The following is a 23,330-nucleotide window of genomic DNA, read 5'->3' on the forward strand; positions in this document are numbered from 1 at the left end:
GACTGCGCATCGTTCGGGAGGCGGCGCGCGTAGCCAGATACGAGGGAGGAACCATGCAGCCACAGGAACCGCTGCTTGCCGTCAAGGGCGTGACGCTTCAGTACAAGACGCCCCAGCACCTGATCACGGCGACCTATCGCGTCAGCTTCGACGTGCACCAGGGCGACCGCTTCATCCTGCTGGGGCCATCGGGCTGCGGCAAGTCCACCCTGCAGAAGGCCGTCGGCGGCTACATGGCGCCGACCGAAGGCGAGATGACGCTGAAGGGCCGCCGGATCACCGAGCCGGGGCCGGACCGCATGATGGTCTTTCAGGAATTCGACCAGCTTCTGCCCTGGAAGACGGTCAAGCAGAACGTGGCCTTCGCCCTGCAGAGCGCCAAGCGCATGTCGCAGCGCGAGGCCGAGGAAAAGGCCCTGCATTACGTCGACAAGGTGGGCTTGTCCAAGTTCGCCGACAGCCACCCGCACATGCTGTCGGGCGGCATGAAGCAGCGCGTGGCCATCGCGCGCGGCATGGCGATGGAGCCCGACATCCTGCTGATGGACGAGCCCTTCGCGGCGCTGGACGCCCTGACCCGGCGCAAGATGCAGGACGAGCTGCTGAAGCTGTGGGAGGAAACCCGCTTCACCGTGCTGTTCGTCACCCATTCCATCGCCGAGGCGATCAAGATCGGCAGCCGCATCCTGCTGCTGTCCCCGCATCCCGGCCGCGTCAAGGCCGAGATCAACAGCACCACCGACCCGAAAGAGGCCGCGGAGCTGGAGCGCTACATCCACGAGACGCTCTTTGCCCATGAAAAGCAGGAGGAGCTTGAACATGTCTGAGGCCGTCGCCCGCATCGACTTCGGCCATGGCGCCACCGGCCGCCGGCCCGAGATCTTCAACAAGGACGTCGAGCTCGGCGGCGAGATGACCGTGGTCGAGCAGAAGCTGTCCACCTTCGAGACGCTGTACCGCGAGCCCGCCCTGCGCAAGCTGCTGATCCTGGTGGTGCTGGCCGGCATCTGGGAAATCTACGGCCGCACGCTGAACAACGACCTGCTGTTCCCGACCTTCTCGGCGACGGCGGGCGCGTTCCTGACCTCAGTGATGAACGGCACGCTGCCGGCCGCGGCCTGGGTGTCGATCAAGGTCCTGCTGACGGGCTACGCCATCGGCATCGGGCTTGCGGCGGTGCTGACGGCGCTGGCCATCGCCTCGCGCATCGGGACCGATTTCCTCGAAACCATGACCTCGATGTTCAACCCGCTGCCCGCCATCGCGCTGCTGCCCCTGGCGCTGATCTGGTTCGGCCTGGGCAACGCCAGCCTGATCTTCGTGCTGGTCCATTCGGTGACCTGGGCCATCGCGCTGAACACGCATTCGGGCTTCCTCGGCGTGTCCAAGACACTGAAGATGGTCGGCCGGAACTACGGGCTGAAGGGCGTGGGCTTCATCACCAAGATCCTGATCCCGGCGGCCTTCCCGTCGATCCTGACGGGCCTCAAGATCGGCTGGGCCTTCGCCTGGCGGACGCTGATCGCGGCCGAGCTGGTCTTCGGCGTCTCCTCGGGTTCGGGCGGGCTTGGATGGTTCATCTTCGAGAACAAGAACATGCTGGACATTCCCATGGTCTTCGCCGGGCTTCTGACCGTGATCCTGATCGGCCTCGTCGTCGAGAACCTGGTCTTCCGCACGATCGAGCGCCGCACCATCCAGCGCTGGGGCGTGCAGCACTGACCGGACGCGGCGCCCGCCCGTCCGGCGGGCGCCGCCCATTCGCCCCTGACGGCGACAACAAGGGAGGACAGGATGAACACACGGCTTTTCTCGATGATCGCGGCCCTGGGGATCGCGGGCTTCGCGGCGCTGCCCGCCTCGGCCGAGGCGATCAAGGTGCGGCTCGCCAAGCAGTTCGGCATCGGCTACCTGCCGCTGACGCTGATCGAGGAACAGGGCCTGCTGCAGAAGCACGCCGCCGCCGCCGGGCTTGAGGTCGAGGCGGAATGGCTGCGCTTCACGGGCGGGTCGGGCATGAACGAGGCGCTGCTGTCGGGCAACCTCGACCTTGCCGCCGGGGGCACGCCGCCCATGCTGACGATCTGGGCGCGCACCCAGAACAACCTGCGCGTCAAGGGCGTGGCGGCGCTGGCCTCCATGCCGCTGCACCTGATCACGACCGACCCCGAGATCAAGGAACTGTCCGACTTCGACCGTTCGGACAAGATCGCGCTGCCGGCGGTCAAGACCTCGATCCAGGCGATCACCCTGCAGATGGCGGCCGAGAAATACCTGGGCGAGGGGCGCCATGCCGATCTTGACGCCTTCACCGTCTCGATGGGCCACCCGGACGCGCAGCTCGCGCTGTTGGGCGGCCAGTCCGAGATCAACGCGCATTTCGGCTCTCCGCCCTTCCAGAACCTGGAGATGAAGGACGAGCGCGCGCACAAGGTGGTGGACAGCTACGACGTCCTCGGCGGCCCCCATACCTTCACCGTGGTCTGGAGCCGCGCCGAGTTCGTCGAGGAAAACCCCGAGTTCATGAAGGTCTTCATGGCGGCCCTGGACGAAAGCATCGCCTTCATCCAGGCCAACCCCGAGGAAGCCGCGCGCATCTGGTCGGAGGCCGAATCCTCGCCCATGACGCAGGAGGAGGTCGTGGCCCTGATCACCGACGAGCAGACGCGCTGGACCACCACGCCCGAGCGGCTGCTTCCCTACGTCAACTACATGGCGCGCGTCGGCCTGATCCAGCAGGACACCAGCGACTGGCGCGACCTGTTCTTCGACACCGTCAGCGGCGCCGAGGGAAGCTGACCCTTGTGCGGCTTCCGCCCGCTCCGGCCCCACGGCCGGGGCAGGCGGGTCGCCTGGGCCTCGATCCATGAGGAACCGGCCGCCCGTGCCTTCGGCCCAGGCGGCCGGCTTGTCACGTGCCGGGCGTGACGGAACTGGAACTCCAGTAACCAGAGTTATGTAAGATCGATTTTCAAGGCAGCCTGCGCTCGTGACCGCCAGAGAAGTTGTCACGTCCCGAGGCAAAGCCTGACCGATCATGCGGTCCAGGCGCCGGGGATGGCTCCGATGGCCGGGAACAAACATCGGCGGCTCCCGTTGATCGGGTCAAGGACTTCGATGACCATGGAAAGGAGAGCCTGCGGTGAGCCAGACGGAAAACCCTGAAGCCGTGCCTCCCGGAACGCCGGGATCGGGCGAGAACACCTGCCGCAACTGCGACGGCACCGGCAAGGTCGATGGCAAGACCTGCCCCGACTGCGAGGGCAGCGGCAAGGTGATGACGCCGATCGGGGGCGCATGACCCATCACGGCGCGGGACGGCGCTGCCCGTCCCGGGTCCTGCATCAGGTTCCCGCCCTGCGGCACCGTCCGTAGCCTGTGGCAAAGCTGCCTCGGCGCGCGCCTCGCGCCGACATGGTCGCGGGACGCGGGATATTCATGCTGCCGTGAAGGCGCGTCCTCAGGGCCAGTTGCGGGTTCCAATTGACAGCGGACTGTCGCAGGCCGTTGAGGGCGAGAAAAGAGCGACGGGCATCGTCGGGTGAATCCGAGGTGATCCCTTGGTCCTGCCTTTCAGGAGAAAGAGCCCCCCAGCATCTCCCGGCCCGCTCTGGCGGCGCGCTTGCGCAAGACGACCGGCGGCAGCCCTGTCGAGCCTCCGCGCCCGGCTCACGCCTTCTGTGCCCCCGTCTCCGCTCAGGACCGTTCAGGTCCTGCGAAGATGCAGGCGCGCTGCGTGGTGAAATCGTGCCCTTCCATCACCCGCAGGATGGCGCGGGCGAGCTTGTCGCCGCCCTGGGCGGAGGGTTCGATGGGATTGGCGAAATCCGCGTCCTCGTCAAACAGGACGCGCAGGTCGAGAAGCGGCAGCCCGCGCCGCCCGGCCTCGCGGGTGATGATGTCGTTCAGCAGGGCAAGGGCGGTGACGGCGGTTTCGCGGTAGGCCGGATCGGGGAAGCGGACGTCGTAGATCGTGCAGATCGCGGTCGGACGCCCCAGGCGCAGCACCTCGTCGAGCATGGCCCGGTAGCGCTCCTCGAATTCGCGGCGAAGGCAGGCGAGCCGCATCAGGGCCCCGGCCACGGTCGTGGCGCTGTCCCCGAAGACCCCCGTCCAGCCAAGGGCGTCATTCCCGCCGGCACTGACGAAAAGATGCGTGCCGTCACGCGGGAACTGCCGGACCTGATCGCGCAGCCCGGCCAGCACCGCCCCGTCGCGGGCCAGAAGCGTGGCCCTCCATTCCGGCGGAAGGCGGCGGCGCAGATGCGCGATCACCTCCTGCCCGGCAGGCACGTAGGGGGCGTTGTCAAAGACGGAATCCCCCAGAAGGACGACATGGGTCATGGGCGCGGCACCTTCGGACCGTGCTGGCGTGGGGGCGGCAACGCAGGACGCGGCGGCGGACAGAAGAAGGCCGCGCCGGCCGAGCCGCCGGTTCATGCCCGTTCCCCTCGTGCCACCCCCTGTCCGGGGCCCTGGATCAGGAGGGCCGCCAGGGCGGGCCCTCCTGTTTTCCGGTTCAGCGCTTGGCCTGCTCGCCTTCGGCCGACAGCTGCATGAACTTGACCGTCAGCTGCTCGGTCATGCCCAGAAGCGTCGAGAAGGTCTTTTCCTCCTCGGCCAGGGTCGCCTCGTAGGCGGACACGTGCTGGGGGAAGCCCGCGGCCTGCGCCATGGCGATCAGCGAACGGTAGGTCGCCTGCTCGAAGGCCTCGAAGGCGACATTGGCGAAGTGGTTCTTCATGATCTCGTCGGACATGACGGTGTGCATGATCGCCGCCATGTTGCCCGACATCTGCGTCGCCAGGTCCTTGATCATCGAGGGGCTGGAGCCGAGTTCCCCGAGGATCGTGTCGAGCCGCTGGATCTGCGCCTCGGTCTCGGCGAGGTGCTGCTGCAGAAGCGCCGCCACCTCGGGGTAGCTTTCGATGCGCTCGAGCTGCCGGTTGATGAGCTGGGTCGCCTGCTTTTCCAGGGCATGGGCGCTCTGGACGCCCATCACATACTGCTGCATGGCCAGGTCCGAGTTCATCGAGCCGGTCGCGTTGGTGTCGGTATAGGCCATCCCGGGCCTCCTGTGTTGTCGGTCCACGGATCGAACACGGCAGCGCGCGACTTGTTCCGCAGATCCGCGCGGTCCCGCGTCCCGGCGGAGCGGGCGGCGCCTGCCGGGCGTTACCCCTCTGCCGGGAATGCCGGGCCTGTCGCCGCGAGGCCGCCCGGGCCCGGAGCATGCATTCCAGGAGGTTCCAACATGCAGACCGACTCGCTGGAGTTCCTGTCGTCCCTGATCGCCGCGCCCTCTCCCAGCGGGCATGAACAGCCGGTAGCGCGGCTTTACCGCGATCATGCCGCCCGCTTCGCCGACGAGGTGAGCACCGACGTCCTGGGCAATGTCACGGCGGTGCTGAACCCCCATGCGCCCATGAAGGTCATGCTGGCCGGGCACATGGACGAGATCGGCTTCATCATCCACCATGTCGGGGACGACGGCCTTCTGTATTTCAGCGCAATCGGCGGGCATGACAGCCCCACGCCCTTGGGCCAGCGCGTCTGGGTGCACGGGCGCGAGCGGGTGCCCGGCGTGGTGGGGCGCAAGGCCATCCACCTGCTCGAACCCGACGAACTCGACAGGAAGCCGAAGATGCAGGACCTGTGGATCGACATCGGCGCGGATTCGCGCGAGGCGGCCGAGGCGGTCGTCCGCCCCGGGGATGTCGTGACCTATCAGCAGGGGTTCCAGATGCTGATGGGCGATCGCGCCGCCGCCCGGGCCTTCGACAACAAGGCCGGCGTCTTCGTCATCGCCGAAGCCCTGCGGCTGTTGCGGGAAGAAGGCGGCCTCGACCCGCAGGTCGGCGTTCATGCCGTCGCGACCGTGCAGGAGGAGATCGGCTCGCGCGGGGCGCAGGCGGCGGCCTTCGGCATCGCGCCGCAGTGCGGGCTGGCCGTGGACATGGGCCATGCCACCGACTACCCCGAGGCCAGGCTGTCCCGCCATGGCAGGCTGGAGCTCGGGAAGGGCCCCGGCATCGACCGCGGCGCGAACACCAACCCTGCCGTCTTCGCCCTTCTTGCCGAGGCGGCGCGGCAGGACGGCATCCCCTGTCAGGTCCATGTCACGGCAGGGGCCACCCCCACGGATGCCCAGCCCATGCAGATCAACCGTGCCGGCATGGCCACGGGCCTGCTCAACGTGCCGCTGCGCTACATGCACACGCCCTGCGAGGTGCTGAGCCTGTCCGATCTCGAAGCCACCGCCCGCCTGATGGCCGCCTGTTGCCGGCGGATCACGCGCGACACGGACTTCACGCCGCGCTGAGGCGGACGGGGCAGCAGGGACGGACCGGGGTGAACGGCCATGTGACTAACATTTGATTATCATTATCTTCCCGCTGCCCGTGAAACTTCCGGCCCTTGAGCAGCTTAGATGAACATCCTCGGTCAGGCGCCCGCGCCTGCGCCGTGACCTCCGTGCTTTCAGGATCTCCGATGCAGCTTTTCGAATGCCAGAATTGCGGCCAGGCTCTGTACTTCGAGAACCGCAGCTGCGAGCGCTGCGGGCATCGCCTGGGCTATGTCGCGGCCCAGCAATCGCTTGTGGCGATTGAGCCCGAGGGCGAGCTGTGGCGCCCCCTGAACGACCCCGGAGCCAGATACCGCTTCTGCCGCAATGCCGATCACGATGTGTGCAACTGGCTGGTGGCCGCCGATGCCCCGGGGGATTTCTGCGAGGCCTGCCGCCACAACCGGATGATCCCCGACCTGTCGGACCCCGCCAATCTTCTGCGCTGGCGGCGGCTCGAGGATGCCAGGCACCGGCTTTTCTATTCCCTGATCCAGTTCGGGCTGCCGCTTGCCACGCGCGCCGAGCATCCCGAGGGGCTGGCCTTCGACATGCTCGCCGACCCCGAGGATCCCGACGCGCCCAAGGTGCTGACCGGCCATGACGCGGGGCTGATCACGATCAACATCGCCGAGGCCGACGATGCCGAACGCGAAAGCCGCCGCGAGGGGATGAGCGAGCTTTACCGCACCCTTCTGGGCCATTTCCGCCACGAGGTCGGGCATTACTACTGGGACCGCCTCGTGCGCGACGGCGACCCCGGCACCCTTGCTCGCTTCCGCGAACTGTTCGGCGACGAGCGCGAGGATTACGCCGAGGCCCTGCAGCGGCATTATGACGAGGGGCCGCGCCCCGACTGGCGCGACAGCCATATCTCGGCCTATGCCTCCAGCCACCCGTGGGAGGATTTCGCCGAAACCTGGGCGCATTACCTGCATATCGTGGACACGCTGGGAACCGCGAGCGCCTATGGGCTGTCGCTTCGCCCGAGCGTCTCGCAGGGGGAACCCGCGACGCCGCCCTGCGCCGACCCCTACAGGGCCCCGGACATCGAACAGCTGATGGCGGCCTGGACCCCGCTCACGCTGGCGGTCAACTCGCTCAACCGCAGCATGGGGCAGCCGGACCTGTATCCCTTTGTCCTGTCCCCGCCCGTCGTCACGAAGCTGGGCTTCGTGCACCGGCTTATCCGGTCCGCCGGGGAAGCCGCCGGGCGCGGGGCCGGGGAAGGCGCGAACCACCATGACCAACTCGCCCCGGCCTGAGGCCCGGGCCGCCATTCCTCGTGCAAGAATTTCGAAGGCAACTGGAGCATCATGACGATCTGCTGGGATGACTACGGGACCGAAGGTGTCCATGACGAGCTGATCTCGGCGGACGGCCAGCCCCGCCCCGGCGCCCGCGCGCTGGCCTCCTATCTCGCCTCGCTGGACGACAAGGCGCTGTCCGAGCGTGTCTCGACCGCCGAGCAGGTCATCCGCATGATGGGCATCACCTTTCGCGTCTATGGCGACGACGGCGGCTCTCTGGATCGCCACTGGCCCTATGATCTCATTCCCCGCATCCTGCCGCTGCCCGAATGGCGGCGGATCGAGGAAGGGCTGAAGCAGCGGGTCCTGGCCCTCAACCTCTTCATCGACGACGTCTATCACGACCAGCGCGCCTTCCAGGACGGCATCGTCCCCCGCGAGCTTCTGGCGACCTCCAAGAACTTCCGCCCCGAATGCATGGGGGTCTCTCCGGCCCACGGGGTCTGGGCGCATATCTGCGGCTCGGACCTGGTGCGGGACCGCGACGGGACCGTCTATGTGCTCGAGGACAACCTGCGCGTCCCCTCGGGCGTCAGCTACATGATCGAGAACCGCAAGGTCACCAAGCGCAGCTTCCCCGAGCTGTTCCGACAGGCCCGCATCCTGCCGGTCAACGACTATCCCATGCAGCTTTATTCCATGCTGGCCTCGGTCAGCCCGCGGCCCGGCGACACCCCGCGGATCGTCGTGCTGACGCCCGGCATCTACAACTCGGCCTATTTCGAGCACAGCTACCTCGCCCAGCAGATGGGGGTCGAGCTGGCGACCGGCGCCGACCTTTACGTCGACGACGAGGACATGGTGCAGCTGCAGACCATCGACGGGCCGCGCCGCGTCGATGTGATCTACCGCCGCGTGGACGACCTGTTCCTCGACCCCGAGGCCTTCCGCCCCGATTCCATGCTGGGCGTGCCCGGCCTGATGCGCGCCTGGCAGGCGGGCAACGTCTCGCTGGTGAACGCCCCCGGCGCGGGCGTGGCCGATGACAAGGTGATCTACACCTATGTCCCGGCGCTGATCCGCTACTATCTCGACGCCGAGCCGATCCTTCCCAACGTGCCCAGCTATCGCTGCGTTTATCCGGGCGAGCGGGACCATGTGCTCGCCAACATCGACAATCTGGTGGTCAAGGCCGCCAATGAATCCGGCGGCTACGGCCTTCTGATCGGCCCTCATGCCACGGACGCCGAACGCGCGGCCTTTGCCGAGGCCGTCCGGCGCGATCCCCGCAACTACATGGCCCAGCCGATGCTGACACTTTCCACCGTCCCCACGATCGTGGGCAACCGGGTGGCGCCCCGCCACGTGGACCTGCGCCCCTTCATCCTGTCGGGCAGCCGCACCGACGTGACGGCCGGCGGCCTGACCCGCGTCGCGCTGGTCGAGGGCTCGACCGTCGTCAATTCCAGCCAGGGCGGCGGCAGCAAGGACACCTGGGTGGTCGATCTTTCGGGAGAAGCGTGATGCTGTCGCGGGCGGCCGAGAACATCTACTGGATGGCGCGCTATCTCGAGCGGGCCGAGAACACCGCGCGCCTGCTCAGCGTCCAGACGGAAACGCGGCTCGATCATCCCGATCCGGCCGAAGCCGCCTGGGACACGGTGCTGAGCGTCACCGGCACCTCCGGCGACTTCCGCAACCACGGTCTCGACTGCAGCGAACAGGCCGTGGCGGAGTTCCTGCTGAACGATCCCCGCAACCCCTCGTCGGTGTTCAGCATCTGCGCCCGCGCGCGCGAGAACACCCGCACGCTGCTGGAGATCCTGCCCCGCGAAAGCTGGGAAGAGATCAACCGGCTTCACCAGCTCACGGCCGAGCCCGACATCGCCGCGTCCCGGCGGCGCAGCGAGCACCTGCGCGAGATCATCGGCCGCATCCAGGCCCTGACCGGCCTGTTCCTGGGCGGCATGAACGATGACGAGGGCTATGCCTTCCTGCGCCTCGGCCGCGCCATCGAGCGGGCGGATTTCGCGACGCGCGTCATGCTGGGCAATTTCCACGTGATCGAGCAGGGCACCGACGACAGCCAGGTCATCCGCGGGGCCGACTGGGTGGGCGTGCTCAAGTCGCTGACGGCCTTCCAGATGTTCCGGCGCGCCGTGCAGGGGCCGGTCACCGGCCCGCGGGTCGTCCGCTTCCTGACCTGTTCGTCCGTCTTTCCCCGCTCGATCGCCTACTGCACCCAGGAGATCCGGCAGTCGCTCGCACGGCTGCCCCGGTCCGAGCCGATCGCGGCCGCCGTGGACCGGCTGTCCTCCGGGCTTGTCTCGGAGTTCTGCGTCTCGGACGAGGAGCGTGACGCCAGCCCCCTTCTTGCAAGGCTTCAGTCCGAACTGGCCGAGCTGCACGGCATGATCTCGGCGGATTATTTCACCCTTCGCGCAAGCGCGCCGCCCCGGGGCCAGCGGCAGGGCCAGAGCGCCTGAAAGCCCGGCAATCGCTGGCCGGCCGCGCCCCGGCGTCCGCGGCCCGCCGGCTCGGGTGCCGCGACGGCAGGGTCCGCGCGGCGGCCGGATGATGGCATTGCGGGCTGACTTTTGTTGGTTCCCCGTTCATAACACCCGGAGAAACCTGATCCGCTCTCGTGCCGTTCTCTCGGCGGGGCCCCGCGACGCCACGAAAGGCGAAGACCTGCAGATGCCGCAACGCGACCTTCTGGACACCATGCTCAAGCGTCAGAAGGTGCTGGCGGATTTCGCGGATTTCGCGCTGCAGTCGGACGATCTGGACGAGGTGCTGCAGGAAGCCTGCCGGCTGGTGGCCGCCGCCATGGGAACCGAGCGCGCCAAGGTGCTTGAGATCGAGGACGACGGGGACAGCCTGTTCCTGCGGGCCGGGATCGGCTGGGCGCCGGGCGACGTCGGGCACCTGCGCCTTTCGATGCAGGACCATTCCTCGGAATCCTTCGCCATCAGGGCGCGCGAGCCGGTGATCACCCGCGACATCGCCCAGGAGGACCGCTTCGAGGTGCCCGACTTCATGAAGAAGGAAGGCATCGTCGCGCTGGTGAATGTTCCGATCTTCCTGCCCCGCCAGGGCGCCTTCGGCCTGCTGCAGGTGGACGACACGCGCCCGCGCGACTTCGACGGGCATGACAGCGCCTTTCTGCGCACCTATGCCGGTATCCTCGGGCCCATCGTGGACCGGCTGCTCAGGCTGCGGGACCTGCGCGCGACCGAGGAGCGCTTCCGCCTGACCGTCGAGGCGGCGGCGGATTACGCCATCTTCGTCACCGACGCCGAGGACCGGATCACCGACTGGCTGCCCGGCGCCGCCGCCGTCTTCGGCTGGACCGCCGAGGAGGTCCGGGGCAAGCCCTCGGCCATGCTCTATACCCCCGAGGACCGCGCCGCGGGCGTGCCCGACCAGGAAAGGGACACCGCCCTGCGGCAGGGCAGCGCGCCCGACGTGCGCTGGCACCTGCGCAAGGACGGCTCGCAGGTCTTCATCGAGGGATCGCGCCGCGCCCTGGGCCACATGCCGGGCGGGGGGTTCCTGAAGATCGGGCAGGACGTAACCGAACGGCGCCTGGCCGACGAGCAGCTGCGCGCCAGCGAGGAGCGGCTGCGCCTGCTGGGCGAACTGGCGCCGGCCCTGCTGTGGCAGGCGGACGCCACGGGTGACAGGATCGAGCTGAACGGGCGCGCCCTCGGCTACCTGGGGCAATCCCCCGGCGAGCTGCAGGCCGGCGGCTGGCTGGATTCGGTCCATCCCGAGGACCGCGAGGCGACGGCGCAAGCCTTTGCCGAGGCCTTCCGCTCGGGCCAGCCGCTCGAGCTTCAGTACCGGCTGCGCGGGCGCGACGGCGGATATCACTGGTTCCTGTGCCGCCAGGTCCCCTGGCAGGACGCGAACGGGCGGCTTGCCGGGTGGTTCGGGGCCGCCCTCGACATCGACGAGCTGCGCCGGCTGCAGATGCGCCAGGAGGTGCTGGTGGCCGAGCTTCAGCACCGCACCCGCAACCTGATCGGCGTGGTCCGGTCCGTCGCCCACCAGACCATGGGCGAGACAGGCTCGATCGGGGCCTTCCGCGAGGCCTTCGACCACCGGCTCAAGGCGCTGTCGCGGGTGCAGGGGCTGTTGTCGCGGGCCGAACACGAGCCGATCACCCTGCGCGCGCTGCTCAGCCTGGAACTGGATGCGCTCGGCGCGGCCGAAGGGCAGCGGCTGCCGCTGCAGGGTCCGCCCGTCTGCATCCGCCCCTCCCACGCCCAGACCCTTGCGCTGGCGCTGCACGAGCTGGCCACCAATGCCCGCAAACATGGCGCGCTGTCCGGGGCGGGCGGGCGGCTCGGCATCCGCTGGGAACTTCGCGACGGCCCGGCCGGGCGGCATCTGCACATCGACTGGCACGAGGACGGGCTGAACCGCGCCGGGGCCTGCCCGGCGGAGCCCCGCGCCGACGGGGGATACGGGCGCGTCCTCATCGAACAGGCCCTGCCCCATTCCCTGGGCGCCCGCACCACCTATGCGCTCGGGCTGACCGAGCTGCGCTGCACCATCGACCTGCCGCTCGACGCCGGCACCTCGGGGAGGTCCTGACCATGACCACCGTCGCATCCCTTTCGGGACGGCACATCCTGCTGGTGGAGGATGACTTCATCATCGCGCTCGACCAGGCCGCCATGCTGGAAGAAGCCGGCGCCCGCGTCGTCGGGCCCGCCCCGACCGTCGCCGCGGCCCTGGACCTCGTCGCCAGGTCCGAGCATCTCGACGGGGCGGTCCTGGACGTCAACCTGCGCGGCGAAACCTCCTATCCCGTGGCCGATGCGCTCAGGACCAGGTCGGTGCCCTTTGTTTTCCTGACCGGCTATGATCCGTCCATCATCGCGGCGGATTACGCCGATGCCCCGGTCTGCGAAAAGCCGCTGGACCTTCAGCGCGTCGCCCGGGGGATCTTCGGCTAAGCGGCCCTTCCCGGTCGGGCCTACGCGACGGGCGCGCGCATTGCGGGCCCGAGGCCATCCGCGCATGGGGGAAGCGCCCCCACGGCCTCGACCAGCCGGCCGAGGTTGAGGGGCTTTTCGAAGACAGGGGCCTCACCCCAAGCGGCGGGAAGCGCGGCGCGGTCATAGCCGGTGGCGAACAGGAACGGGATGCCGCGGGCGGACAGGGCCTCGACCAGCGGCGCCACCGCCACGCCGCGCAGATTGACATCAAGAACGGCGGCGTCGATGCGCCCCCCCCGTCCAGACCCGCCAGCGCGCTTTCCACCGTGGGGAAGGGACCGACCAGCCGGGCGCCCGCGCCGGACAGGGCGCGCGACAGTTCCTCGGCCTGGAAGAACTCGTCCTCGACCACCATGACGAAACGCCCCCGGAGGGACGTGCGGAGTCGTTGGTCCATGGCTTCCTCCCTCGACAAGGCGTCCGCAGGCCGCCGCCTCGGCATCATGGCAGCCCTGCCGACGGCTGCAATGCCCCGGATATGCGCAAGGAGGATCCGCCTCAAGCCGGACCTGCGCCCGATCGGCGGGGATGGGCCGAAAGGACGCCGTCCGGTCAAGGGCGCGCCCCCGCGCGGCCTTGCCGATCCCGCCCGCCCGTGGAACCTTCCGCCCTGACGCCGATTGAGCTTGGCTCTGGCCACCGGTGCCGCCGCCAGTCCCCCGCGACGCGAAGCCTTCAGGATCCCTCCATGCAACTGTTCGAATGCCAGAACTGCCGGCAGACGCTTCATTTCGAGAACCGCTTCTGCGGGCGCTGCGGCCACCGCCTGGGCTATGTCGCGGCCCGGCAGGCGCTGGTGGCCTTGCAGGCGCGGGACGGCGCGTGGTGTCCCATCGACAGGCCCAGGGAAGCCTATCGCTTCTGCGCCAATGCCGGTCACGACGTCTGCAACTGGCTTGTCGCCTCGGGCGATCCCCATGCCTTCTGCGAGGCCTGCCGGCACAACCGGATGATCCCGGACCTGTCGGTCGCGGGAAACCTGGAACGCTGGCGCCGGATCGAGGCCGCCAAGCACCGGCTGTTCTATTCGCTGATCCAGTTCCGGCTTCCGCTCGCCACCCGCGCAGAGCATCCCGAGGGGCTGATCATCGACATGATCGCCGACCCCGATGACCCCACGGCCGAGCGGGTGCTGACCGGGCACGCCTCGGGGCTGATCACCATCAACATCGCCGAGGCCGACGACGCCGAGCGCGAAAGCAGGCGCGCCGGGATGGGCGAGCTTTACCGCACGGTGCTGGGTCATTTCCGCCACGAGGTCGGGCATTACTACTGGGACCGCCTCGTGCGCGACGGCCCGCCCGAGATGCTGGAACGCTTCCGCGCGCTGTTCGGCGACGAGCGCGAGGATTACGCCGCCGCGCTCAACCGCCATTACGACCAGGGGCCTCCCCCCGACTGGCGCGACCGCTGCATCTCGGCCTATGCGACCGCCCATCCGTGGGAGGATTTCGCCGAAACCTGGGCGCATTACCTGCATATCGTGGACACTCTGGGCACCGCCAATGCCTTCGGCCTCGGGCTGCGCCCGCAGGTCGCGCAGGCGCACGAGCTTGCCACGCGCATCGACTTCGACGCCTACAAGGCCGACAACGTCGATGCGCTGGTCGAGGCCTGGCTGCCGCTGACGCTTGCGGTCAATTCGCTGAACCGCAGCATGGGCCTGCCGGACCTTTATCCCTTCGTGCTGTCCGCGCCCGTCATCACCAAGCTCGGATTCGTGCATGATCTCGTCGCCTCTGCCCAAAGGGCGGGCAGAGGCGGCACGGGAACCTTTTCGCCCGACGGCTCGCTTGTTCGATGATGATGCCCGTGCGACCGCTTGATCCACACGGGGGATGCATCGTCTGCCTGTCGGGGGCGCCATGGGGATCTGCTGGAAGGACTATCCGGTCAACGGCTTCCACGACGAGGTGATCCTCGCGCCCGGCCAGCCGCGACCGGGCGCCGAGGCGCTTTGCGCCTATCTCGCCTCGCTGGACGACGCCCGGCTGGCCGAGCGCGTGGCCTCGGCGGAGGCCGGCATCCGCATGATGGGCATCACCTTCCGGGTTTATGGCGAGGACGGCGGCTCGAACGACCGCCACTGGCCCTATGACCTGGTGCCGCGCATCCTGCCCCTGCCCGAATGGCGGCGGATCGAGGCGGGGCTGAAGCAGCGCGCATTGGCGCTCAACCTCTTCATCGACGACGTCTATCACGACCAGCGGGCCTTTCGGGACGGCATCGTCCCGCGCGACCTGCTGGCGACCTCGAAGAACTTCCGGCCCGAATGCATGGGCGTCTCTCCGGCCCATGGCATCTGGGCGCATATCTGCGGATCGGACCTCGTGCGGGACCGCGACGGCACCGTTTATGTGCTCGAGGACAACCTGCGCGTCCCTTCGGGCGTCAGCTACATGCTTGAAAACCGCCAGATCACCAAGCGCTGCTTCCCCGAACTGTTCCGCCGCGCGCGCATCCTGCCGGTGGACGACTATCCGTCGCAGCTTCACGCGATGCTGGCCTCGCTGAGCCCCCGCCCCGGCGACGAGCCGCAGATCGTCGTGCTGACGCCGGGCATCTACAACTCGGCCTATTACGAGCACAGCTACCTCGCGCAGCGGATGGGGGTCGAACTGGTCACCGGCGCCGACCTGTTCGTGGACGATGACGACTGCGTGCAGATGCACACCCTGTCAGGCCCCCGCCGGGTCGATGTGATCTACCGCCGCGTGGACGACCTGTTCCTCGATCCCGAGGCCTTCCGCCCCGATTCCATGCTGGGCGTGCCGGGGCTGATGCGGGCCTGGCGGGCGGGCAACGTCGCGCTGGCCAACGCGCCGGGCGCAGGGGTGGCCGACGACAAGGTGATCTACACCTATGTGCCCGCGCTGATCCGCTATTACCTCGACGCCGAGCCCCTGCTGCCCAACGTCCCCAGCTTCCGCTGCGTTTATCCTTCGGAACGCGACCATGTGCTGGCCAACATCGACAATCTGGTCGTCAAGGCCGCCAACGAATCCGGAGGCTACGGCCTGCTGATCGGCCCCCACGCGACCGAAGCCGAGCGCGCGGCCTTTGCCGAGGCCGTCCGGCGCGACCCGCGCAACTACATGGCCCAGCCCATGCTGACCCTGTCCACGGTGCCGACCATAGTCGGCAGCGGCGTCGCGCCCCGGCACGTGGACCTGCGCCCCTTCACGCTGTCGGGCAGCCGCACCGAGGTCACCGCCGGGGGCCTCACGCGCGTCGCGCTGGTCGAGGGCTCGACCGTCGTCAACTCCAGCCAGGGCGGCGGCAGCAAGGACACCTGGGTCGTGGATGTCGGAGGGTCATGATGCTGTCGCGGGCTGCCGAGAACATCTACTGGATGGCGCGCTATCTGGAACGCGCCGAGAACACCGCCCGCCTTGTCGCCGTCCATTCCGAGTTCCGGCTGGACCGGCCCGACCGCTCGGGCTTCTTCTGGGAACCGGTGCTGTCCATCACCGGCACGCTGGAGGATTTCGACGCCCGCGGCCTGCCCCGGACCGAGCGCGAGGCCACGAACTTCCTGCTCAGCGATCCGCAGAACCCCTCGTCGCTGCTGTCCTCCTGCAGCTATGCGCGGGAAAACATCCGCACCCTGATGGAAATGCTGCCCCGCGAAAGCTGGGAAGCGGTCAACGGGCTGCACGCGGCCGCCGCGCGACCCGGCGTCGGGGCGCCCCAGATGCGCGACGTCCACCTGCGCGAGATCATCGGCCGGTCGCAGGCCATGGCGGGGCTGTTCTCGGGCGCCATGAACGACGACGCGGGCTATGCCGTCCTGCGGCTGGGGCGCACCATCGAGCGCGGCAGCTTCACGGTGCAGGTGCTGGAGAACGCGCTTGCCCGGATCGGGGACGGCGTGGGCGACATGCTGTCGCTGCAGGCGGCCGAATGGGTCGGCGTGCTCAAGTCGCTGACGGCCTACCAGATGTACCGCCGCAGCCTGCGCGGACCCGTGACGCGCCTTGGCGTCAGCCGCTTTCTTGTGTTTTCGCAGGTCTTTCCCCGCGCGCTCGTCCATTGCCTGGGCGGGATCGGGCAGGCGCTCGGCCGGCTTCCGGATTCGGGGGCGGCCGCCGCGACCGCGGCCCGGCTGTCGGCGGAACTGGCCGCGGCCGAGACGGCGGGCGCGGACGCCGACCGGATCGCCGGTCTGCTGGCCAGCGCCCGGTCCGACCTGTCGGCGCTGCACCAGGCGGTGTGCGAAACCTATTTCATCGCGCCGACCCGGGTCGCGCCCCCGGCCCCGGCCAGCCGGACCCAGGCCCAGGGCGCCTGACCCTGCCGCCGTTTCAGGCGGGCGGCCCGAAGGGCACGCGCGGGACCGCCCTGCAGGCTTCGTTGATCACCTCGGACCAGCGCCGCGACAGTTCGGCGAAATAGCCGTCGTTCGGCCCGATCCGGTGGACGACCTCGGCCCCCGACTGCCCCTGCCGCGCGGTGACGAGGTCGATGGGCAGCCCCACCGCGAGGTTCGAGCGCATGGTCGAGCTGAAGGAGATCAGGCCGATCTTCACCGCCTCGTAAAGCTCGGTGTCATAGCAGAGCGCCCGGTCCAGGATGGGCTTGCCGTACTTGTTCTCGCCGATCTGCAGATAGGGCGTGTCGGGGCCGCATTCGATGCAGTTGCCCGCCGGATAGACCAGGAACAGCCGCAGCGGCTCGCCCCCCACCGAGCCGCCGACCAGCAGCGTGGCGTCGAAGCTGATCTGCTGCTGTTCGAGGCTTTCCATGCCGTCGCGCGCCGCGCGCAGGGCGCGTCCGGCGGCAAGCGCCGCGTCATAGATGCTGGAAACGGACTCCAGCGTTTCCGTTTCCCCGGTTTCGGGGTTGGGGACGCCCTGGTGCAGCCGCTGCACCGCGTCCTGCGTCGTGGACAGGCTGCCGGCCGAGGCGCTGACGATCAGCCGGTTGCCGTCATTGGCATGGACCCGCAGCTTGCGGTAGGTCGAGACATTGTCCACCCCCGCATTTGTCCGGGTATCGGCCATCATCACCAGCCCGTCCCGCACCAGGAACCCCGCACAATAGGTCATCTTCGGCCTTTTTCCCCTTCGGAACCCGACAGGCCGAACCTAGCAGGCCTTCTGCCTTCCCGAAATCGCGCCGAAGGCCCGCGGGCCCCCGCGCCGCAGCGTCACCGGCCCCCTGCCCGCCCGATGACCACGAAGGATCGCCCCGCAGCACGGGGCACAGAGCCCTCGGCCCCGACCTCCCCCTTTCGTCGGAGAGACAGGCCGGCGAGGCGGATGCAACACTCCGGGCCTGCGGCGACCGCCCGGCTGCCCGTTCCCTCACCCGACGCGGAGAGCCCCGTGACCCACAGCAGCACCATCTCTCACCCGGTCGCCCGGCTGACCCGCGACGTGGCGGCGGGGCTGGTGGGACACGAACGGATGGCCGAGCGGCTGGTGATCGCGCTGCTGGCGGGCGGCCATGTCCTGCTGGAAGGCCCGCCCGGCATCGCCAAGACCCGCGCGGTCAAGCGGCTGGCGGGGCATCTGCCGGGCCGGCACGCGCGCATCCAGTGCACGCCCGACCTGCTGCCCTCGGACCTGACCGGCACGCAGGTCTATCGCGCCGAGGACGGCTTCAGCTTCGTGCCCGGCCCGCTGTTCCACTCGCTGGTGCTGGTGGACGAGATCAACCGCGCGCCCCCCAAGGTCCAGTCCGCGCTGCTGGAAGCCATGGCCGAGCATCAGGTCACCACGGGGGGCACCACCCGGCCCCTGCCCGATCCCTTCATGGTCGTGGCCACCCAGAACCCGATCGAGCACGAGGGCACCTTCCCGCTGCCCGAGGCGCAGATGGACCGCTTCCTGCTGCACCTGCACCTGGACCTGCCGGGGGCCGAGGACGAGCGGGCGATCCTCGACCTCGTGGAAACCGAGCTGCTCGCGCCGCCCCCGCCCGCGGCCGAACTGATCGCCGAGGCCGACATCCACGCGGCGCGGCGCGCGGTGGCGCAGGTGCATCTGGCCCCCGCGCTCAAGGACTACATCGTGCGGCTGGTCATGGCGACGCGGGCGGGGGGCGCGGTCGCGGACCGCATCGAGCATCCCGTCTCGCCCCGCGGCACGCTGGCGCTGGCGGCGGCGACACGGGCGCGGGCCTGGCTGCGCGGGCGCGACCACGGGCTGCCCGAGGATGTCGAGGATCTGGCCACCGACGCGCTGGCGCACCGCCTGGTCCCCAGCTGGCAGGCCACCAGCGAGGGCTGCACCCCCCGCAGCCTGATCGCCGAGGCCATGGAGAAGGTCCGCCCGTGGTAGCCGCCGCGCTGGACCGTCCGGGGTTGCGCCTGACGGCGGCCGAACTGATCGCCCTGCGCCCGCCCCCGCGGTCCGGCCGCGCGCGTCCGGCCAGCCGCCGCCCCGGCGCGATCCCGGCCCGCACCGCCGGTCAGGGCATGGACCTGCGCGAGATCCGCGCATTCACCGATGGCGACGACATCCGCCGCATCGACCCGGCGGCGACCGCCCGCACCGGACAGCTTCACGTCCGCAGCTTTCACGAGGACCGCGACGACACCACCCTGCTGGTCGCGGACTTTCGCCACGCCATGCTGTGGGGCACCGTGGATGCGCTGCGCTCCGTCCGCGCCGCCCGCCACCTCGCCCGGCTGGGGTGGGAGGCGGTGGCGCGGGGCGGCTCGGTCGGGCTGCTGGTGGCAGGCGACGACGGCCCCGCCAGCCTGCAGCCGAACACCGGCGCGGCGCAGATGCAGGCGGTGGCGGTGATGCTGGCCGCGCGCCACGACGCGGCGCTGCTGCGGCGGGGGAAGGCCGCGGCCCTTGGCCCCGTGATCGCGCAGGCGCAGCGGATCGCGCCGCCGGGCAGCCGGGTGCATCTGGCGACCGGGCCGGACGGGCTTGAGGGCACGGATGCGGCTCTGGCCCGGCTGGCGCGGGGACGGACGGTCGCGGTGCACCTGATCCTCGACCCCGCCGAAAGCGCCCCGCCCGGCCGGGTGCTGTCGGTCAGCGCCGGGGGCACGGCCCGGCGCGGCCTGCTTGCCCCCCATGACCCCGCCCCGCAGCTTGCCTTGCTGCGGACCTTGGGCATCGAGCCTCATGTCCTCGCATCCTGAGGTTTCCGCCGACCTGATCGCCGCCCTCGGCCCGCCGCGTCTGGTGCCGCAGCTGGCGACGCTCGGCTGGCCCGAGATGCTGGGGCTGCTTGGCCTCGGCCTGCTGGCGGGGGTGGTCGCGGCCACGGCGCTGTCGCCCTTCCTCGGGCGGCGGACCTCGACCTGCGCCCGCATCCGCGCGACCCGCGGGCTGCCCCCGCAGGAACGCATCCTCGCCATTGCCCGCATCCTCGGCCGCCTGCCCGAGCCCTTGCGCGCCCCGGCCTATGGCGCGGCCCCGGCCCCTTCGGACGACCGGATCGAACAACTGGCGAGGCGGCGATGAGCTTCGCCTTTCCCTTCGCCTTCCTGCTGCTGCTCCTGCCCCTGCTGGTGCGCCTGCTGCCGCCCCTGTCGGCGCCCATGGGCCTGCGCGTCCCGGCCCATGTGCTGGCGGGCGTCACCCCGCAGCGCGGCGCGGGGCAGGGCGTCCTGCTGGCGGCGCTGGCCTGGCTTGCGCTGGTGCTCGCGCTGGCCGGGCCGCAGGTCAGCCGGCCGAGCGGGATGATCCCCGCCTCGGGCCGCGACATCGTGCTGGCGATGGACCTGTCGGGCAGCATGGAGCGCGAGGATTTCGACCTCGACGGCGCGCCCCTGTCACGGCTCGACGCGGTCAAGCGGGTGGCCTCGCGCCTTGTCGCCAGCCGCGAGGGCGACCGGATCGGGCTCGTGATCTTCGGCGACCGCGCCTATTTCGCCCAGCCCCTGACCTTCGACGTCGATGCCGTCGCCCGCGCCATCGACGAGGCGCAGATCGGCATTTCGGGCCGCGCGACGGCGATCTCGGACGGCCTTGGCCTTGCCATGAAGCGGCTGGTCGCCAGCGAGGCGCCGACGCGGGTGGTGGTGCTGTTCTCGGACGGCTCGGACACCTCGGGCAAGGTCGACGCGGTCGAGGCCGCGCGGCTGGCCGCCGGCCACGGCATCCGCATCCACACGGTCGCCCTGGGTCCGCAGGACATGGAAACCGCGCCGAAGACCCGCGACGCGGTGGATTCCGAAACCCTGCGCGCGCTGGCCGGGGCCAGCGGCGGCGCCACCTTCCGCGTGCGCGGGATGGAGGATCTTGAACGCATGGCCGCCGCGCTGGACGAACTTGAGCCGAACCCGTCCGAGCGCCCGCCGATGCTTTACCGGCAGTCGCTCTGGCCCTGGCCCGCCGGGGTGGCGCTGGCCCTGCTGCTGCTGATCGGCTGGAGGCGCGCATGATCCTGCTGCGCCCCGGCTGGCTGGCCGCCCTGCCCCTGCTGGCGCTGGCCGTGCTGCTTCTGCGGCGGCGCGGCGCCGACGCGGGCGGGTGGGAGACGGTGATGCCGCCCACGATGCTGGCCGGGATGATGGCGCTGGGGCACCTGCGGCGCGGCTCGGGCTGGCGGCGGCTTGCGCCGGTTGCGGGCGCGGCGGTGCTGGCGCTGGGGCTGGCCGGTCCCGCCCTGCCCCGCGCCGATGCCCCGGTCTTTGCCCAAAGCGACGCGGTGGTGATCGCCATCGACATGTCGGATTCGGTCGCGGCGGGCCCCGCGCTGGCGGATGCGCAGGCCGCGGCCGCAGGGCTGCTGACGCGGCTGGCAGGCCGTCCGGTGGGACTGATCCTTTACGCCAACGAGGCCTATGCCGTGGCCGCCCCCACCGACGACCCCGCGACCCTGCAAAGCCAGATCGCCGTTCTCGACGCCGCGATCATGCCGGACGAGGGCAGCCACCCCGCCGCCGCCCTGTCGCTGGCCGGGCAGATGCTGGCCGGGCTGAAGCGCGCCGACCTTGTCCTGATCTCGGACGGGGGCGGCATCGACGCGGCCGCGCGCGCAGAGGCGGCGCGGCTGGCCGAAGCGGGCGTCCGCATCTCGGTCCTGTCCGTCGAGGGCGAGCCCTCGGGCGACGCCGTGGCGCTGCGGGCGCTGGCGAACGGCGCGGTGGCCGAGGCGGGCCGCCCCGGCGCGGTCGTCGCGGCGCTGGCGGGGGGCGGGCTCGACCGCGACCGGGCGCTGGTGGCACTGCAATACCGCGACCTCGGGCCTTGGCTCGCGGCGCTGGCGCTGCTGCCGCTCGCGATGCAGTTCCGGCGGCAGGCATGAGGATGCGGCTCGCCCTTCTCGCCCTGGCGCTTTGCTGCCTCGCGGCGGCGGGGCCGCAGGCGCTGGGGCGGCTGGCGCTGATGGGAGGCCTGCCGGGGCTTGCCGCGCATCTGCTGGCCGACCCGGCGGAACGGGGCATCGCCCTTTACCATGCGGGCGACCACGCAGCGGCGGACGCGGCCTTCGCACAGTCGCGGCGGCGGCAGACCTATAACCGCGCGCTGACCCTTGCCGCGCTTGGCGACTATCCGCTGTCGGTCGCCTATTTCGACGCCGTCCTTTACGACAACCCCGCCGATGCCGAGGCGCGGCGCAACCGCGAACTGGTCGCCGCGCTCGATCCCGACATCACCGCCGACAGCACCGTGCCGGGCCGCATCGTGGGGCAGGGCGGGCTTGCCGCCGCGCCCTCGACCGCCATCGTCACCGCAGGGGTGCAGGACCCCGGCCTGTACCGGCCGATCACGGCGCGGGGCATCGCCGCGACCGACGACTGGCTGCGGACCCTGCCCGACGATCCGGGCGAGTTCCTGGCCCTGCGCCTGCGCGCCGAATACGACCGCCGCTCGGCCCTGGGCCTGCTGCGCGCGCCGGGGATCGAGCCATGGTGATCCGCCTTGCCCTGCTGGTCCTGCTGCTGGCCCTTCCGGCGCGCGCCCAGGACAGCCTGCGCCTGATCCTGCCCGACACCCGCCCGGTCGCGGGCGAAATGATCCCCGTCACGATCCGCGGCGAATACACCGGCGCGATCACGCTGGAATCCATGACCTTTCCGGGCTCCGAGTCCTATGACTGGGTCCAGTATGCCCCCGACCACTGGGCCGAGGAACGCATCAACGGCCTGCCCCGCCGCGTCTTCGAGCGCCGCGTCGCGGTCTTCGCGAAAGGCCCCGGCAGCCTGACCATCGGGCCGGTCACGCACCGGCTGACCAAGACCACACCTTCGGGACGCGAGGAGCTGCCCGTGACCGCGCCCCCCGTCACGATCGCGGTCGACCCTTATCCCGGCGGCGGGCGGCCCCTTGTCACGCCGCAGGTCACCATCACCGACGAGCTGTCCGCCGACCCGGCCTTCCTGAAGGACGGCGAGACCTTCGTGCGCCGCGTCACGCTGAGCGCCGAGGGGACGATGGCGCAGTTCCTGCCGCAGCGGCCCAGCTTCGACGAGGACTGGCTGATCAGCTTCGCCGCGCCCGAGATCCGCGAAACGCGCCTGACCGAGCGGGGGCCGCTGGCGGTCGTGGTCTGGGAATGGCACCTGCGCCTGCGCGGCGAGCCGGGCACGCTGGTGCCCCTGCAGTTCCCCTTCTTCAACACCATCGCCCGCAAGATGTGGAGCGCCGTGACCCTGCCGGTCGAGGTGGGCGCGACGGGTGCCTCCGGGGACACCACCGCGCCGCAGGCGGGAACGGGGCTGCTGGGCCTTGCGCTGCTGTCGGGCGGCGGGCTGCTGGGGGCGGGGCTGCTGCTGTTCGACCGCCGCCCGGCCGGGTGGCGCCTGCGTTCCCT

Annotated in this window: 24 protein-coding genes; 20 read left to right on the top strand and 4 right to left on the bottom strand. The window is 70.1% G+C overall.

Annotation, left to right across the window (positions count from 1 at the left end; genetic code table 11):
• Positions 1–53: 53 nt before the first annotated feature.
• The 4 genes from BLQ03_RS13895 (at position 54) to BLQ03_RS18395 (ending at position 3,301) form a co-directional block, all read left to right on the top strand.
• Positions 54–827, top strand: a complete 774-nt coding sequence (locus tag BLQ03_RS13895; protein WP_090756934.1) for an ABC transporter ATP-binding protein — start codon at positions 54–56, stop codon at positions 825–827.
• On the top strand, positions 820–1,722 hold the full coding sequence (locus tag BLQ03_RS13900) for an ABC transporter permease (RefSeq protein WP_090756935.1): 903 nt from the start codon (positions 820–822) through the stop codon (positions 1,720–1,722). The genes BLQ03_RS13895 and BLQ03_RS13900 overlap by 8 nt, the downstream gene beginning before the upstream one ends.
• Positions 1,723–1,794: 72 nt before the next feature.
• The gene (locus tag BLQ03_RS13905; protein WP_090756936.1) at positions 1,795–2,799 is read left to right on the top strand and encodes an ABC transporter substrate-binding protein; all 1,005 of its coding nucleotides are present in this window, start codon (positions 1,795–1,797) and stop codon (positions 2,797–2,799) included.
• A 343-nt stretch (positions 2,800–3,142) separates the two neighbouring features.
• Positions 3,143–3,301 (top strand): hypothetical protein, encoded by a 159-nt coding sequence (locus BLQ03_RS18395; RefSeq protein WP_175558882.1) that lies wholly within the window; start codon positions 3,143–3,145, stop codon positions 3,299–3,301.
• Between the two features lie 395 nt (positions 3,302–3,696).
• On the opposite strand, the gene BLQ03_RS13910 is transcribed toward BLQ03_RS18395, so the two are convergent.
• Together BLQ03_RS13910 and BLQ03_RS13915 are read right to left on the bottom strand one after the other, a co-directional pair.
• Positions 3,697–4,440: an SGNH/GDSL hydrolase family protein gene (locus tag BLQ03_RS13910; RefSeq protein WP_217629762.1), complete on the bottom strand. Its 744-nt coding sequence runs from the start codon at positions 4,438–4,440 to the stop codon at positions 3,697–3,699.
• A 79-nt stretch (positions 4,441–4,519) separates the two neighbouring features.
• Positions 4,520–5,065 (bottom strand): DUF892 family protein, encoded by a 546-nt coding sequence (locus tag BLQ03_RS13915; protein ID WP_217629763.1) that lies wholly within the window; start codon positions 5,063–5,065, stop codon positions 4,520–4,522.
• 189 nt (positions 5,066–5,254) lie between these two features.
• On the opposite strand from BLQ03_RS13915, the gene BLQ03_RS13920 reads away from it, so the two are divergent.
• The 6 genes from BLQ03_RS13920 (at position 5,255) to BLQ03_RS13945 (ending at position 12,563) form a co-directional block, all read left to right on the top strand.
• Positions 5,255–6,322 carry a M42 family metallopeptidase gene (locus BLQ03_RS13920; RefSeq protein WP_090756938.1) on the top strand — a complete coding sequence of 356 codons (1,068 nt, stop codon included), beginning with the start codon at positions 5,255–5,257 and terminating at the stop codon, positions 6,320–6,322.
• 170 nt (positions 6,323–6,492) lie between these two features.
• Positions 6,493–7,611 (top strand): zinc-binding metallopeptidase family protein, encoded by a 1,119-nt coding sequence (locus BLQ03_RS13925; protein ID WP_090756939.1) that lies wholly within the window; start codon positions 6,493–6,495, stop codon positions 7,609–7,611.
• Positions 7,612–7,662: 51 nt separating this feature from the next.
• On the top strand, positions 7,663–9,120 hold the full coding sequence (locus tag BLQ03_RS13930) for a circularly permuted type 2 ATP-grasp protein (RefSeq protein WP_090756940.1): 1,458 nt from the start codon (positions 7,663–7,665) through the stop codon (positions 9,118–9,120).
• Complete coding sequence (locus tag BLQ03_RS13935; RefSeq protein WP_090756941.1) at positions 9,120–10,082, top strand: alpha-E domain-containing protein; 963 nt, start codon at positions 9,120–9,122, stop codon at positions 10,080–10,082. The genes BLQ03_RS13930 and BLQ03_RS13935 overlap by 1 nt, the downstream gene beginning before the upstream one ends.
• Before the next feature lie 211 nt (positions 10,083–10,293).
• A complete protein-coding gene (locus tag BLQ03_RS13940) occupies positions 10,294–12,198 on the top strand; it encodes a PAS domain S-box protein (protein WP_175558883.1) in 1,905 nt (634 codons plus the stop codon).
• Positions 12,199–12,200: 2 nt separating this feature from the next.
• Positions 12,201–12,563, top strand: coding sequence for a response regulator (locus tag BLQ03_RS13945; protein ID WP_090756942.1), 363 nt, complete (start codon positions 12,201–12,203; stop codon positions 12,561–12,563).
• A gap of 20 nt (positions 12,564–12,583) precedes the next feature.
• Here the strand turns inward: BLQ03_RS13945 and BLQ03_RS18675 are convergent, their stop codons facing one another.
• Entirely contained in the window at positions 12,584–12,796 is a 213-nt protein-coding gene (locus BLQ03_RS18675; protein ID WP_217629764.1) for a response regulator, read from the bottom strand.
• Positions 12,797–13,293: 497 nt separating this feature from the next.
• Here BLQ03_RS18675 and BLQ03_RS13955 point away from each other — a divergent pair, with 497 nt between their 5' ends.
• The 3 genes from BLQ03_RS13955 (at position 13,294) to BLQ03_RS13965 (ending at position 16,896) form a co-directional block, all read left to right on the top strand.
• Positions 13,294–14,409: a zinc-binding metallopeptidase family protein gene (locus tag BLQ03_RS13955; protein ID WP_090756943.1), complete on the top strand. Its 1,116-nt coding sequence runs from the start codon at positions 13,294–13,296 to the stop codon at positions 14,407–14,409.
• Between the two features lie 61 nt (positions 14,410–14,470).
• A complete protein-coding gene (locus BLQ03_RS13960) occupies positions 14,471–15,925 on the top strand; it encodes a circularly permuted type 2 ATP-grasp protein (protein ID WP_090756955.1) in 1,455 nt (484 codons plus the stop codon).
• Positions 15,922–16,896: an alpha-E domain-containing protein gene (locus BLQ03_RS13965; RefSeq protein ID WP_090756944.1), complete on the top strand. Its 975-nt coding sequence runs from the start codon at positions 15,922–15,924 to the stop codon at positions 16,894–16,896. Before BLQ03_RS13960 ends, BLQ03_RS13965 begins: the two co-directional genes overlap by 4 nt.
• Before the next feature lie 13 nt (positions 16,897–16,909).
• On the opposite strand, the gene BLQ03_RS13970 is transcribed toward BLQ03_RS13965, so the two are convergent.
• On the bottom strand, positions 16,910–17,653 hold the full coding sequence (locus BLQ03_RS13970; RefSeq protein WP_090756945.1) for a proteasome-type protease: 744 nt from the start codon (positions 17,651–17,653) through the stop codon (positions 16,910–16,912).
• Between the two features lie 279 nt (positions 17,654–17,932).
• Here BLQ03_RS13970 and BLQ03_RS13975 point away from each other — a divergent pair, with 279 nt between their 5' ends.
• The 7 genes from BLQ03_RS13975 to BLQ03_RS14005 form a co-directional block, all read left to right on the top strand.
• A complete protein-coding gene (locus BLQ03_RS13975) occupies positions 17,933–18,889 on the top strand; it encodes an AAA family ATPase (protein WP_245688922.1) in 957 nt (318 codons plus the stop codon).
• On the top strand, positions 18,883–19,707 hold the full coding sequence (locus tag BLQ03_RS13980; RefSeq protein WP_245688924.1) for a DUF58 domain-containing protein: 825 nt from the start codon (positions 18,883–18,885) through the stop codon (positions 19,705–19,707). Before BLQ03_RS13975 ends, BLQ03_RS13980 begins: the two co-directional genes overlap by 7 nt.
• Positions 19,691–20,032: a hypothetical protein gene (locus BLQ03_RS13985; RefSeq protein WP_090756947.1), complete on the top strand. Its 342-nt coding sequence runs from the start codon at positions 19,691–19,693 to the stop codon at positions 20,030–20,032. Before BLQ03_RS13980 ends, BLQ03_RS13985 begins: the two co-directional genes overlap by 17 nt.
• Positions 20,029–20,955, top strand: a complete 927-nt coding sequence (locus BLQ03_RS13990; protein WP_090756948.1) for a VWA domain-containing protein — start codon at positions 20,029–20,031, stop codon at positions 20,953–20,955. The genes BLQ03_RS13985 and BLQ03_RS13990 overlap by 4 nt, the downstream gene beginning before the upstream one ends.
• A complete protein-coding gene (locus BLQ03_RS13995) occupies positions 20,952–21,821 on the top strand; it encodes a VWA domain-containing protein (protein ID WP_090756949.1) in 870 nt (289 codons plus the stop codon). The genes BLQ03_RS13990 and BLQ03_RS13995 overlap by 4 nt, the downstream gene beginning before the upstream one ends.
• Before the next feature lie 2 nt (positions 21,822–21,823).
• Positions 21,824–22,432 (top strand): hypothetical protein, encoded by a 609-nt coding sequence (locus tag BLQ03_RS14000; protein WP_245688926.1) that lies wholly within the window; start codon positions 21,824–21,826, stop codon positions 22,430–22,432.
• Positions 22,426–23,330, top strand: a 905-nt coding sequence (locus tag BLQ03_RS14005) for a BatD family protein (protein ID WP_090756951.1), incomplete at its 3' end; no start/stop codon positions are given. The genes BLQ03_RS14000 and BLQ03_RS14005, both read left to right, overlap by 7 nt.

It is taken from the genome of Paracoccus chinensis, assembly GCF_900102885.1.
Classification (GTDB): domain Bacteria; phylum Pseudomonadota; class Alphaproteobacteria; order Rhodobacterales; family Rhodobacteraceae; genus Paracoccus; species Paracoccus chinensis.